The 15,414-nt window shown below is 38.7% G+C and carries 4 protein-coding genes; 2 read left to right on the forward strand and 2 right to left on the reverse strand.

What is annotated here, in order from left to right; translation table 11 throughout:
- The first annotated feature begins 80 nt into the window (after nt 1-80).
- Together porU and porV are read left to right on the forward strand one after the other, a co-directional pair.
- Nucleotides 81-3,467 carry a type IX secretion system sortase PorU gene (porU, locus tag JNL75_03075; protein ID MBL7788801.1) on the forward strand — a complete coding sequence of 1,129 codons (3,387 nt, stop codon included), beginning with the start codon at nt 81-83 and terminating at the stop codon, nt 3,465-3,467.
- 45 nt (nt 3,468-3,512) lie between these two features.
- On the forward strand, nt 3,513-4,727 hold the full coding sequence (gene porV / locus JNL75_03080) for a type IX secretion system outer membrane channel protein PorV (GenBank protein MBL7788802.1): 1,215 nt from the start codon (nt 3,513-3,515) through the stop codon (nt 4,725-4,727).
- Between the two features lie 3 nt (nt 4,728-4,730).
- Here the strand turns inward: porV and JNL75_03085 are convergent, their stop codons facing one another.
- Both JNL75_03085 and JNL75_03090 read right to left on the reverse strand, forming a co-directional pair.
- Nucleotides 4,731-6,314, reverse strand: a complete 1,584-nt coding sequence (locus JNL75_03085) for a S8 family peptidase (protein MBL7788803.1) — start codon at nt 6,312-6,314, stop codon at nt 4,731-4,733.
- A 120-nt stretch (nt 6,315-6,434) separates the two neighbouring features.
- On the reverse strand, nt 6,435-15,414 hold an 8,980-nt coding region (locus JNL75_03090; protein ID MBL7788804.1), incomplete at its 5' end, for a T9SS type A sorting domain-containing protein.

A 15,414-nucleotide genomic window follows, 5' to 3' on the forward strand; every position in this document is an offset into this window, starting at 1 on the left:
TTGTAAATTTTGATAAACCTATTTTTCAAACATACAAAATTAATAAGATAAGTTATTCTGTCTATATTTGAAATCCAATTATGAAATATTATATTGCTTTCTTAACGCAAAGAAGCCCAGTTTTAGTATTTATATTTATTCTACTTTCAACTTTTAAGTTGCAGGGAGCTTCTGTTTTAAGCAAAGGAAATTGGTACAAATTCAGTATTGATAAGTCCGGCGTGTATAAATTAGATTATAATTTTCTGGTCAATGATTTAAAAATAAATCCACAAGAATTGAATACGACTACTATTGGTATTTTTGGCTATGGTGGTGGTGTTTCAGCAGAGTATTTTACAAATAACTCTGCGTCTTTAAAGGAAAATAATATAGAAATTGTTGATTTAAATTCAAATGGCGTCATCGAAAAAGAAGATTACATTTTATTCTATGGAGATGGCCCACTTGGGAAAAAATTAAATCTAACTAAAGGCTGGTTTGAGCATACCTCTGCTTATTATACCGATGTGCAATCCTTTTTTCTCACTACTACTGAGGGTAGTTCAAAAAAACTAGGCACCCTTAATTCAGGCTCTAATCCAATACGAACCTTCAATAATTTTGATTTATTTGGAATACTTGATAAAGATTCATTCAACCCTAATCTTTCAGGAAGAATCTGGTATCATAAAGCATTGAATAATATTGTGCGAACAACCACCTTGAACCTTCCAATATCACAATGTAGTGGGGGTGAAAAAATAATTATAACCTACAGTTACCTGACAAAACTAAGCGGTGCATCCCTTACTATTGCAGTGAATAATGGTTTTGTGAAATCTCAATCGCTTAGTCCTTCAGATAAATATCAAGTTGATACTTTACAAATACCATGCCCTGGTAGCAATTCTACTATTAGCTTTTCAATTAATGGATCTATGAATGAAAATCTATATTTAGATTTTATAACTGTCAATGGCAAAGCACCTTTGGTTTATAGTGGAGTACAATTCAATTTTCGATTTAAAGAAGAAGTAGGAACAAGAAACAATATTCAATTTAATTTAAGCGGAGCGCAAAACGCTAAATTATGGGATGTGACGACTATAGGTTCTTTCAAAAATCTTACAACTAAAAATCTTATATTTGAAAATACCTCTTCGGTAAATGAGTTTGTAGTATTTGAAGACAACAATGCTTACAAACCTTCAGCAATAGGAAAGATTGCCAATCAAGATTTGATGAGTCTCGGTGCAGCTCAAAATCTTATTATCACCCATAAAACTTGGTTAAACCAAGCAAAGGAATTAGCTGAATTTCATAAGGAAGAACGAGGTATAATAACCCACGTAGTAGATGTTGAGCATATATATAATGAATACAACTCTGGAAATAAAGACATATCGGCTATCCGCAGATTTATCTCCGCAATAGCAGAAAAAAGCTTAAGTTCAACTGAAAAGTTAGCTACGATTACACTATTTGGTAAAGCATGTGTAGACTACAAAAGTGTGAATAAAACAAATAATGCATGTGAAGATTTTGTGCCTACCTACGAAACACTTTATTCTAGTGATTACTTGGTATCGTTCCCTACAGACGATATCTATGGTTTGGATTATAAAATAGATACCAATTTAGATGATAGTGATAAAACTATGGCATATGGAGTGGGAAGATTACCCGTATCCACTCTAGAAGAAGCTAAAGATGTAGTAGCTAAAATAAAAAAATATAAACATGCTAAATCCTATGGCGACTGGCGAAACCAAACAACACTAGTAGCTGATGACTATGATGATAGAGTTGATAGTGACTTTTACACACAAAATGAAGTAGTAAGTAAATTTTTAGAGCAAAATCGAATAAAGACATTGCAAAACAAGGTGTATCTCGATGCATTTTTTCAACAACAATTTTCAGGAGGACAGCGATATGAAGATGTAGAAAAGCTAGTCAAAGATAACTTTACCTTTGGAAATATACTCATGACCTATGTAGGTCATGGAGGTGAGTTTAACTGGTCGCAAGAAAGAATATTGTCCTCTAATGATCTACCTATTTACAAAAACGAATATTCCCTCCCCTTCGTTACCACAGCCACTTGCGGATTTGCACCCTATGATAAGCCCAATTCGAATAATAAGTCTGCAGGCGAAAGGTATTTCTTACAGAAAGATGGTGGTGCTATAGGACTTTTGACTACATGCAGAGAAGTTTTAATTTCTGATCAAGGTCCATTTATGAATAATTTCTTTGCTAGTTTTTTTGGTACCAATAATAAAACACTTGGCGATATAGCTCGTGCAACCAAGATTTCTAATAATATAGATGCTAACTCTCAGAAAGTGGTTTTAATTGGGGATCCAGCTTTAGAACTCAATCTACCTAAATTTAATGTGGTAACTACCAATATTTCTAATGGAACAGATGATACCTTGAAATCACTGAGCAGGGTAAAAATACAAGGTGAAGTGCGCGATCTATCCAATACTATTATGAATAATTTTAATGGATTCTGTCAGATTACAGTATTAGACAAACCTACATTAAATAAACTTAACTATAATGATATCAAGACCCCTAAAATAGCGAATGATACTTTTAAGACACAACAGAGTAGAATCTTCCGAGGTAGTACCGAGGTAAAAGATGGTAAATTTTCTATAGAATTCATTGTACCCAAAGATATTAACTATGCTATAGGGAGAGGCAAGATATCGTATTATGCAGCAGATGTAAGACAAAAGCCTTATCGTGACGCCTCAGGCATGGATACTAATGTCTGGATAGGAGGAGCTAATTTAAATGCAGCGGCAGACAATGATGCCCCGAAAGTTACTCTATTTATGAATGATGAAAAATTCGCATTCGGAGGCATAACGAATAACGACCCTATTTTGTTAGTTAAATTATTTGATTCGAGTGGTATCAATACTACTGGAGCTGGAATTGGCCATGATATCACGGGTATTTTAGACAATAACTTAAGACTTCCTATCAACCTCAATAGTTATTATAGAACAGAACAAGGGGATTTTATGAGTGGTCGAATCAATTATCCATTTTACAAACTGAAAGATGGAAGACATACGATAAAAGTAAAGGCATGGGATGTATACAACAATCCGGGCGAAGGCTACACGGAGTTTATAGTAGCACCGTCTGAAAAAATTGCATTGATGCATGTACTAAATTATCCCAACCCATTCACTACGCAGACACGATTCGAATTTGAGCACAATAGACCCAATGAAATGCTAGATGTATCTATCAACATCATGACAATATCGGGACGCATAGTTAAGCGAATTCACCAGAAAATAAGTACAGAAGGTTTCAGAGTAAGAGATCAAATACATTGGAATGGACAGGATGATTTTGGCGATAAAATAGGTAAGGGGGTATACATATATACTGTGACTATAAGAGACTCTAAAGGTGAAACAGCTAGTAAATACGAAAAATTGGTTTTATTACAATAATTTTTGTTTATTTGCGTTGGTATTTAAATTATATAAAACTAAAACGTGATTTTATTCAGAGTTGTCGGGAACGTAATTCCATTTTTTATTTTACTTATTTTCTCAAATCAATTATACTCTCAAGGGACTATTAATCACAATGGTTTAGAATATGTGATCACGACAGGGGTACCTTTTATGCGTATTGCTACGGATGCTCGCTCTGCGGGTATGGCAGAAGTAGGTGTAGCTACATCAGCAGATAATAATGCTGGATTTCACAATCCAGCAAAACTTGCCTTTGTAGACAATGACATGGGCGCTTCGGTCAATTTTGCACCATGGCTGAGACAAATCACCAATGATATTTACCTCATCAATGCAAATGGATATTATAAAATTTCACCAAACCATGCTGCTGGTATTAGTTTGCGATATTTTACACTAGGTCAAATCAATTATAAGGATGCATCAGGTGGGGATTTAGGAATATCCAAGCCTTTCGAATTTGCAGCGGAAGGGCACTATTCTTTTCGACTTTCCGAAAATTTTGGGATTGGAGCCAGTGGTCGATTTATTTTATCCGATTTATCTAATGGAGCTACGACGGCCACGACTCAAATTCCAGCGGGCAATGCGTTTTCGGTAGATTTTGCCGCTTTCTACACTAAGAGACTTGAGATAGGAAGATTCCAAGAAACAAAACTCAATTTGGGACTCAATATATCCAATATTGGATCAAAAATTCAATACAGTGCTAATGGTCAACCTGACTTTATTCCTACCAATTTAGCCTTAGGAGCTTGTATGGAGAGTCAAATCGATGATCACAATACGGTGAGCTTGAGTATTCAGTTGGATAAACTTTTAGTGCCTACTCCTACTTATACTAGAGACAATCAAGGTAAATTTAAATTTGTAGATGAGAACAGAAATGGCATACCCGATTTTAAAGAGCATGGATCCATAGGAGGTATGCTTGTATCATTTGGTGATCATGCGAATGGAATTGGTGGTGAATTGGGTGAATTTATTTATCATGCAGGAGCAGAATATTCATATCAAAAAACATATTTTTTACGTGCAGGATTCTTCTTTGAACCAGAAGGTGCTGGAGGAAGACAATTCGTTACTGCCGGATTAGGTTTAAAATATAATACATTGAGATTAGATTTCTCATATCTACTGCCTATCACGCAGCAGCGTTCACCTTTAGATAATCAAATGAGAGTTTCATTGGCATTCAATATCGGTGAGAGTAAGAAGGATAATTACTGGTAAAATCTAGTTTTTAATATATCTTTCCTCTAGGCTAAAATTACCCATTTTTACCTTAAAAAAGTATAACCCTTTCGCATAGTTATCTGTATTGATAAAAATGTGGTTCACACCTTTCAGTAAGTTTACCTTTGATTTGGAAATGACTTTTCCTGCAAAATAAACTTCGAATTCTGCGCCCACTATAGACTCATTAGAGCTTATTTCCAGTATCGTATTACCTTGAGAAGGATTAGGGAATACAGATAGATTTTTTTCCTTCTGTTTTATTAGATTAAAGGAGAATGGTCTATGAAATTGTGGTAACCCGAAACCTATTTCAAGATTAGGACTTAAATAATTGGAACCAGTGGAATAGAGCAGAGTTCTGAGCTCTTGAGGTTTCAGAAAACTATTTTTTTGCCAAAAACATGCGATAAGCCCAGCTAGTAAAGGCGATGAAAAAGATGTACCATTTCCAAAATGATAATTTCCCATATCATAATAAAGTGTTGTCCCCTTTCCTACCCCCACTATATTGGGTTTTATATAATTTAACTTGTAAAAACCCTTAGAGCTAAAATCGGCTAAACTAGTATTGATATCGAGAGCTCCTACGGATATCACTCCTTCAACATCGGCTGGAGCCGTTATAATACCCCAGTCTTTATTACCATGATTACCTGCGGAATTCACAACCACTATTCCTTTTTCAACTGCTATAGCTGCTGCCTTGGATACTATGGTAGTTTTTCCATTCATATCATCTCTAGTATAGTTTTGAGAAGGATCATCAAATTGATGATAACCTAAAGATGAATTAATAATATCTAAACCCATGCTATCCGCCATTTCCGCAGCTACAGCCCAGTTCAATTCTTCTACACGAGTTTCACTTCTAGGATCTTCAGTTATGAATAAATAATAACTAGCCTTGGGAGCACTTGCTACAATAGTGTCTTTTAAAAACGAAGCCATACAACCCATAACAGCAGTTCCATGTCCATCCAAGGTATATACGTCATTTGAATTTTGAACAATATTTTTCACTGGGAATATTCGATTTTCTGTAAACAAATGTTTAAAAGAAGAAATTTTATCTAGTCGATCAAAGCCTGCATCGAAGACTCCTATGCGCATGCCCTGACCTTCAAATCCTTCATCATGAAGTGCACGCCCTCCATGGAGCTCTATTTGAGTATATGCAGCACCATACTGCTCAATAGTATAGTTTGTTTCAAGTTTTTGATAACTAGACTTTAGTTTGGTTTCTATACCAGTTAAAATTTCTACTTTATCTACAAATTCTAGCTTTTTTATTCGTTCTAATTCTTCTTTTGTACATACTACAGATACAGCATTTAGCCATCGTGAAGACTTTATCACTGGAACAATTTTTTCTATTGATGACTTTCTGTGAGGCTCTATAGCATAATCCTTGTCATCAAGCGAAATGCCATATAGCATTTTTCTTTTCATGGCATCTGCAGAGAGCGCGTAAGCAGTTTTTTCAATATCTTTAGGTTTGAAATAAACCAAATATTGAACTTGTGTTTTCAAAACAATAGGTAAAACCAAAAATGATATCTTAATCAGAAAATTCGATTGCATATAACAAATATAAGCCTTTGTTTAACGTTGGAAAAGATTTTAAATTGTAAATCGTAAACTAAAAACGAGGTTAATAGCAAAATTAACCTCGCTTTTAATAATTCTGATAAAATCTAAATACTACTTTTCAATAGTAAATCGACCTATCGCAGATTCTTCATCATTGGAAAGTATCAATTGATAATTGCCATTGGCTAATTGGCTAAAATCAAAGGCATGTGTACTCTCTAAACTAGTATGCTTCTCTAGGATTACTGCTACTACTCTCCCTGTCATATCTGTCACGGTAAAGGTAATAGGCTTTAAATTATTGCTGCTCACTTCTACAGTAACCTTGCCATCAGTCGTAGGTACCGGAAAGAGATTAAATCCGAATCCGTTTTTAGTTGTTTGACTAATACTTGAGCCAGATTTAAGAATATAATCCACATAAGCTGTACCTCCCAGATTAGAGCTTGAAAGCTGTTTTAGGATAACATAGTTTACTCCATTCTCTTTACCTGTATCGATATTTCTGCTAATTATAGAATGTGACATTGTTAATGGGATACTTAGATTTGACCATAATGAACTTGTAAATGGCTGACCAGTAGTTAATAAGACGGCGAAACTTACTTTGTCTGTTACAATTCTCGGATTAGCTAATCCAATGGCAGTTAATCTCGCTAAAACAGCATCCGTTTCAGCTACATCGTAATATACTTTGACATCATAAGGATTCAATACACTGCCATCAATATCGAGGTTAAATAATCTGCGACCGAGAATAGCTCCTTTATTTTCACTATTCGTTGGAGAAATTTCCCGAATACCATTCATCAATTCGATATCAGGTCGTGCTATAAAATTGCTGCCATTTTTCTTAATAGCGATTAAGAGTTTTTCTGTTTGCAAACTATTGGAGTAATAAGTCCAATCATTCTCATCTGTACAACGCTCTAAAAGATCGAATTCAGAGTTATTAGCCAAGAAGATATTCGTACTTGGCTTTAATGACTTGATGGTTACACCACTAGATGCTAAACCAGGGCAAACATTGTTTTTAACCTCCACATAGTATGTATCTCCACTATTGTTTATACTATTTACTAAGAATGTATCTTTATCTCCATTGGTAGCAATAGCTGCTCCATTTCTATACCACTGGTAGGTTTCCACGTTGCTAGCATTCACTCTAAGCGTATGGGTTGTCACCTCACATAATTTAGGACCTTGCGGTTGAGTAACAATAAGTGGCTTCTCTTTTATCGTCACGACTACGTTACTAGTAAATACATTTGAACAAGACGCAGCATTCTGAGCAAACAACATACACTTATAAACACCAGTATTATTTATACTTGTATTTGATATAGAAAGTATTGCATTCGTTTCTCCTGTCAAAGCTACATTGTTTTTATACCACTGATATGCTATGGTGCCAGAAGCCGTAGCATTTATATTCAATGCACTGCCTGCGCATAGATCCAATACAGCAGGCAGGGTATTTACTGTTTTAGGGCATTTTATAGTCGAAACTCTAACAATATTAGAAAATACCACATTATTGCATGGAGCGGGTGCTGTTATTCTCACTTGATAACTACCCGAGTCAATAGCCTCCACATAATTCGCTATGGTATATGTCGAAGCATTTGCTAGAGGCACTATGACTCCATTTCTAAACCACTGATAAGCAAATGGCCCAATTCCAGAAGGTTTTACAGATAAAGTATGACTTCCTGGCGGTGTTTCTAATAATTGAGCTCCTACTGGCTGAGTATCTATAACCATAGAATTCGTCATAGTTACATTAAACAAATTCGAACTCACATCTGTACAAGCAGGTTGTGCTTTTGCTATGATAAAATAATTCCCAGCACTCGCTGATGTAGATCCAGTAGAAACATAATTATTACCTGTCTGATTTAAAAAGCCTTGACCTTGTTTATGCCATTCGATTAGGGTTTGATTTGCTGCTGTAGCAGATAATATAATATTTGAGCCTATACAAAATGGTGCATTTCCACTCGGTTGGGTCACTATAACAGGAGCTTTATTGACATCTAAATCTATCGTATCAAAAATAGCAGGGCATACTCCTCCTCCAAGTATTTGTACGATATACCTAGCAGAATCAGAGGTTAAGACTCCATTTTTAGCATAGTTGGCATTGTTAGTGCCCACCGAGGTGCCATTCCTTCTCCAGCTATAAGTAAATGGACCAACACCAGAAGCGCCAACTGTATAACTAATGTTTTGACCTTCACATTTCACATCCGAATTGGCTAACGGAAGTGAGATGGCAAGCTGTCTTTCTATACTTAAGTCGATAGTATCTCTTACACTAGGACAAGCTATATCACCTTGAATTTGTACAATATATCTACCAGAATCTGCTAAAGAAGCTCCATTTTTGGTATAAGTAGCATTATTAGTTCCAATATTAGTACCATTAAATGTCCAAGTATAGTTATATGGACCAGAACCTGCTACACCTATTGTGTAAATAATATTCTGACCAATACATTTTACATCAGAATTAGCTAGCGGTGTAGTAATAGAAAGCGGTCTTCTAACCTTGACGATAGCTAAGGCGGATGTATCGTTGATACACCCATTAAATGCAATGGCTATGACACTATAGGTTGCTGAATCAGAATAGCCCACAGAAGAAATTTTAAACTTATTACTTGTAGTAGGGCTGCCAATATTCACTCCATTCTTTCTCCACTGATAGAATTGAGTCCTAATAGATGTAACTGACAATTCAAGACTATCTCCAAGACATAGATTTTTACCAGCAGGTTCCAACGTGATAAGTGCTGGCATTGTTCCAGTAACTTTTGCGTTGGCACTTGTCAGACTTGGACATGGAGTATTACCTGATATCACTACAGTATAAGTTCCTGTATCTGCTATAGCGAATGGAATTCTAGACATAGTCGCTGTTGTTTGACCGATAGGGTTGCCATTGAGTCTCCATGAATATCCACTAACATTTTGAGCAAATACAGACATATTAAAATTCAAACCTACGCATGCTAAAGAATTTGCTGGTGGTTGAGTCGTTATTACAACTTTTCGAATGACATTACCCAAAACTGCTGCTGAGGTGTCCGCTTTACAAGCAGTAGCACCTGCCATACCTGAAAGAGCGACTAGGCGATACATGCCACTATCAGACATAGCTGCTACATTTCCACCTTTGGTATATGTTTGGACATTTCCATTAGGCGCGGCTATAGGAGATCCATTAAATAACCACTGATAACTCGGAGCATTCGAAGCACTACCTGTTATACTTATCGACTGATCTTCACATACCAGGAAGCCGACAGGAGGAGTAGTTATAGTTGCCAATGGCGTTACTTGTAAGGTGTCATTAGCTGAAGTCACACTAGGACATGGTCCAATTCCAGTCATAAACACGGTATAAATACCATCCTGACTCGGTTGTGCAGAAGATATGCTATAATTCGCTGTATTACCGCCTGTTCCAAAACCTGCAGGAGTACCATTACGTCTCCATTGATAACTAGTTACATTTTGTGCTATAACAGATGCATTAAATGGTGTATTTTGACATAGACGTGTCAAAGGTGCCGGTTGAGTTGTAATTTGAATCTTTCTTCTCACTGAACCTAATACTGGAGCAGAAGTATCTGCTTTACAAACAGTAGCTCCGGCATTGGCAGATAAAGCCACCAATCTATAGATACCACTATCAGACATAGTAGCTAGTGCTCCACCTTTGGTATAATTTTGAGCCGTTCCATTCGGAGCACTAATTGGGTTGCCATTAAACAACCACTGATAGCCCGCTGCATTAGCAGCAGATCCCGTAATGGAAATAGGCTGGTCTTCACAAACTGTAAATGCAGCTGGTGGCACTATAAAAGCTACTAGTGCAGTTACTTGTAAAGTGTCATTGGTACTCGTTACATTTGGACAAGGCGCATTACCAGTCATGAGCACAGTATAAATTCCAGCATCACTAGGCTGTGCGCTACTTATACTATAATTCGCTGAATTGCCTCCACTTCCTATGGAAACATTGGCACTATTTTTTCTCCATTGATAGGAAGTGACATTATTCGCAACTATGGATGCATTAAAAGAAGAATTCTGACAAACACGCGTCATAGCCAGCGGTTGTGTTGTAATCTGTATCTTTCTTACTACGGCTCCTAGCACAGCTACAGAGGTATCCGCTTTACAAACTGTAGCTCCCGCATTGGCAGATAAAGCTACCAATCTATACATTCCACTATCAGACATAGTAGCTAGTGCACCACCTTTGGTATAATTTTGAGCCGTTCCATTCGGAGCACTAATTGGGTTGCCATTAAACAACCACTGATAGCCCGCTGCATTAGCAGCAGATGCAGTAATACTGATTGACTGATCCTCACATATCTGGAAGGCACTCGCAGCTGTGGTTATAACAGCTAAAGTGGTGACTGTTAAGGTATCATTTGTAGAGAATACATCAGGACAGCTGGTCAGACCCTTTACTAAAACTCTAAATACACCTGTATCTGATGCTTGTATATTCGCTAGACTATAACTAGCTGTAGTTCCACCAGTGCCTGAAGAAACATCAACCCCATTTTTTTGCCACTGATAGCCAGATGTATTATTAGCTGTGACATTAGCATTGAAGGTTGAGTTTTGGCATACTGGCGTTTTAGATAATGGTTGAGTTGTAATTGTAACTTGTGGATTCACTATAACCGTAGAGGTATTACTTGTAAGACTTCCACATGATGAGCTTACAATACAATAATAATATAAAGTTCCAGCAGTGCTTGTCGACGGTGTATAGTTAGGATTGGTTGCTAAGTTAATTAATGTTCCACCGGTATTGCTATTGGTCGTATTACTATACCACTGATAGTTAACAGTTCCCGTTCCAGCTGCTACTATCGATAAATTCGTTGGTGTAAAATTTTGACAAACTGTTTGAGTCACTATTGGTTGTGTGCTTATAGATGTGGCGGGGGTAATAGTAACCTCGCTTGGACTGCTAGTTACACTTGGCCCACAATTTCCCCCTACGATACAGTAATAATAAATCGTACTAGTATTCGCAGTCTGAGGGGTGTAAATTGAGGCGTTGGCTGATCCGATTAAAGTTCCTCCAGTATTGGCATTGATCGCATTGCTATACCACTGATATGTCAGAGTACCTGTTCCATTGGCGACCACGGAAATATTCGTAGGAGCTGTATTTTGACAAACTGTTTGAGCCATAGCTGGCTGCGTAGTAATGGCTGTAACAGGTGTTACTATTACAGCTGATGTGTTACTTGTTACAGAAGCACCACAAGTGCCGCTTACTACACAATAATAATATCGAGTATTGGCAGTTGAAGTAGGTGGTGCAAAGGCAGCAGATGTAGCTGATGCCACAATAGTTCCTCCAGAGTTACTATTCGTCGTATTGCTAAACCACTGATAGGTAAATGGACTGGTACCTCCAGCCGTAACAGTAATATTAGTAGGACCTGAATTCTGACAGACAGTTTGTGATACAGCTGGTTGAGCAGTAATAGAAGTAGCCGGAGTCACCGTAATTGTACCCGTAGCATTGACCGTACCACAACCACCTGTCAATGGAATACTATAAGAGAACGTACCACTGGCTGAAGGCGTGCCGCTAATCGTGATTGTATTGCTAGCAAAGGAGGCACTGACACCTGCTGGTAAACCTGTAGCCGTGCCAATACCTGTAGCTCCTGTCGTAGTGTGTGTAATAGGAGTTAAAGCGGTATTGATACATAGAGTGGGTGAAGAAGAAGCCGTGCCTGCGGTGTTATTCGGAGTCACCGTAATCGTACCCGTAGCATTCACCGTACCACAACCACCTGTCAATGGAATACTATATGCAAATGTTCCACTGGCTGAAGGCGTACCACTAATCGTGATTGTATTGCTAGCAAAGGAAGCACTGACACCTGTTGGTAAACCTGTAGCCGTGCCAATACCTGTAGCTCCTGTCGTAGTATGTGTGATAGGAGTTAAAGCAGTATTGATACAAAGACTAGGTGTAGAAGAAGCCGTGCCAGCGGTGTTATTCGGATTCACAGTAATCGTACCCGTGGCATTCACTGTACCACAACCACCTGACAATGGAATACTATATGAAAATGTTCCACTTGATGTAGGTGTACCACTAATCGTAATCGTATTACTAGTAAAGGAAGCACTGACGCCTGCTGGTAAACCTGTAGCCGTGCCAATACCTGTAGCTCCTGTCGTAGTATGTGTTATAGGAGTTAAAGCAGTATTGATACATAGAGTAGGCGCAGAAGAAGCCGTGCCTGCGGTGTTATTCGGAGTCACTGTAATCGTACCCGTGGCATTGACTGTACCACAACCGCCTGTCAATGGAATACTATATGCAAATGTTCCACTTGATGTAGGCGTACCACTAATCGTGATTGTATTGCTAGCAAAGGAAGCACTGACACCAGCTGGTAAACCTGTAGCCGTGCCTATACCTGTAGCTCCTGTAGTAGTATGTGTGATAGGAGTTAAAGCAGTATTGATACATAGAGTAGGTGTAGAAGAAGCCGCGCCTGCGGTGTTATTCGGATTCACTGTAATCGTACCCGTAGCATTGACTGTACCACAACCGCCTGTCAATGGAATACTATATGCAAATGTTCCACTGGCTGAAGGCGTACCACTAATCGTGATTGTATTGCTAGCAAAGGAAGCACTGACACCTGCTGGTAAACCTGTAGCCGTGCCAATACCTGTAGCAAGCGTGGTAGTATGTGTGATTGCAGTCAAAGCAGTATTAATACAAAGACTAGGTGAAGAAGAGGCAACACTTGCAGTCATGCTTGGAGTCACCGTAATCGTACCTGTGGCATTCACTGTACCACAACCGCCAGTCAATGGGATACTATAAGAGAATGTACCACTTGCCGTAGGAATACCGCTAATGATTATCAAATTTGTTGCATATGCAACACTGACGCCTGCTGGTAAACCTGTAGCAGTGCCTATACCTGTAGCTCCTGTCGTAGTGTGTGTAATAGTAGTTAAGGCAGTATTGATACAAAGAGTAGGTGTAGAAGAAGCTGTGCCTGCGGTGTTATTCGGAGTCACTGTAATTGTACCCGTGGCATTCACTGTACCACAACCACCTGACAATGGAATACTATATGAAAATGTTCCACTTGATGTAGGCGTACCACTAATCGTGATCGTATTGCTAGCAAAGGAAGCACTGACACCTGCCGGTAAACCTGTAGCTGAGCCAATACCTGTAGCTCCTGTCGTAGTATGCGTGATAGGAGTTAAAGCAGTATTGATACATAGAATAGGTGTAGAAGAAGCCGTGCCAGCGGTGTTATTCGGAGTCACTGTAATCGTACCCGTGGCATTGACCGTACCACAACCGCCTGTCAATGGAATACTATATGCAAATGTTCCACTGGCTGAAGGCGTACCACTAATCGTGATTGTATTGCTAGCAAAGAAAGCACTGACACCTGCTGGTAAACCTGTAGCCGTGCCAATACCTGTAGCTCCTGTCGTAGTATGTGTGATAGGAGTTAAAGCGGTATTGATACATAGAGTAGGTGTAGAAGAAGCCGCGCCAGCGGTGTTATTCGGAGTCACCGTTACTATTGAAGTATTACTATTGACTGCAGAGCCGCATGAACTGCTTACTACACAGAAGTAGTATGTTGTTCCTGCAGAAGAGGTCGATGGCGTATAACTTGCAGAAGTAGCAGATGCCCCTAAAGAAGTACCTCCAGAATTACTATTAGTCGTATTGCTAAACCACTGATAGGAAATTGTTCCAGTACCAGCTGCTACTACAGAGATACTTGTAGGGGTTGTATTTTGACAAACTGTTTGTGTGGTTGCTGGTTGAGTTGTTATAGAAGTAATAGGTGTCACAATAACAGCAGAAGTATTGGTAGCTGCAGCACCACAAGAGCCTGTAGCTAAACAATAATAATACATAGTCCCAGTGGTATTCGTAGGAGGGGTGAATGAATCTTGGGTAGCGCCAGAAAGCAAAGTTCCCGTTGTGTTATTATTAACTGTATTACTATACCATTGGTAGGACATAGAGGTACCGCCAGTAGCTGCTGCTCCGATTTTAGTTGGGGTAGCATTTTGACAAACTGTTTGCGTAGATAACGGCTGAACTGTAATAGTAGTTGTCGTAGGATTTAAGGTAACAGTAAACGAGGTAGATGAGCTCACACAGCCAGTAGTGGTATTTCTTACGATAATAGTAGCATTATATGTAGAAGCTGCAGCACCCGTTGGTAGGGTCAAGACTATTGGAGTCGCTGGTAAGCTAGCATTTGTTACATCCACAAAGCCTGCCGTATTAGCTGCGGCAACATAATCAATGCTATACTGATTAGGTGAATTTGATGTGGCTGTATAAGGCAGATTAGCCGAACTTACACCTTGACATACCGCAGGGCTAGTCCCTAATGTGATACTAGGCAGTGGATTCACAGTGACCGCGGAGGCAATACTAGTGTCAAGTCCACAACTACCAGTGACTACACAATAATAATAGATAGTTCCAGCAGAGGAAGTAGGCGGTGCGAAGGAGGCAGATGTCGCCGAAGCACCTAATGAAGTTCCACCAGAGTTACTATTAGTCGTATTGCTATACCATTGATAAGTAAGAGAACCTGTACCCGAAGCTACCAAGGTCAGATTTGTTGAAGCTAGATTGATACATTCATTCTGTGAGGATGCAGGTTCAGTTCCAATAACAGTAGAAGGATTTACGATAACCGCTGAGGTCGTCGTCGTATCTAAACCACAAGTGCCTGTCACAACACAGTAGTAATAAGTAGTAACTGCAGTCGATGTCGGTGGAGTATAGCTCGCTGAGGTAGCAGAACCTATAGAGGTTCCGCCTGAGTTGCTATTAGAAGCATTACTATACCACTGATAAGTCAATGAAGCTCCTCCTGAAATTAAGGATATATTCGTAGGTGTCGCATTCTGACAAACCGTCTGCGTAGCAGCAGGCTCTGTCGTGATGATCGTCGTAGGATTGACGATAACTGCGGAGGTCGTCGTCGTATCTAAACCACAAGTTCCTGTCACAACACAGTAGTAATAA

The sequence above is a fragment of the Chitinophagales bacterium genome (assembly GCA_016787225.1).
Lineage (GTDB): Bacteria > Bacteroidota > Bacteroidia > Chitinophagales > JADJOU01 > CHPMRC01.

Bases quoted from the DNA above. Each gene is read 5' to 3' on its own strand.
- porU (MBL7788801.1), top strand. From the start codon at position 81: ATGAAATATTATATTGCTTTCTTAACGCAAAGAAGCCCAGTTTTAGTA.
- JNL75_03085 (MBL7788803.1), bottom strand. From the start codon at position 6,314: ATGCAATCGAATTTTCTGATTAAGATATCATTTTTGGTTTTACCTATT.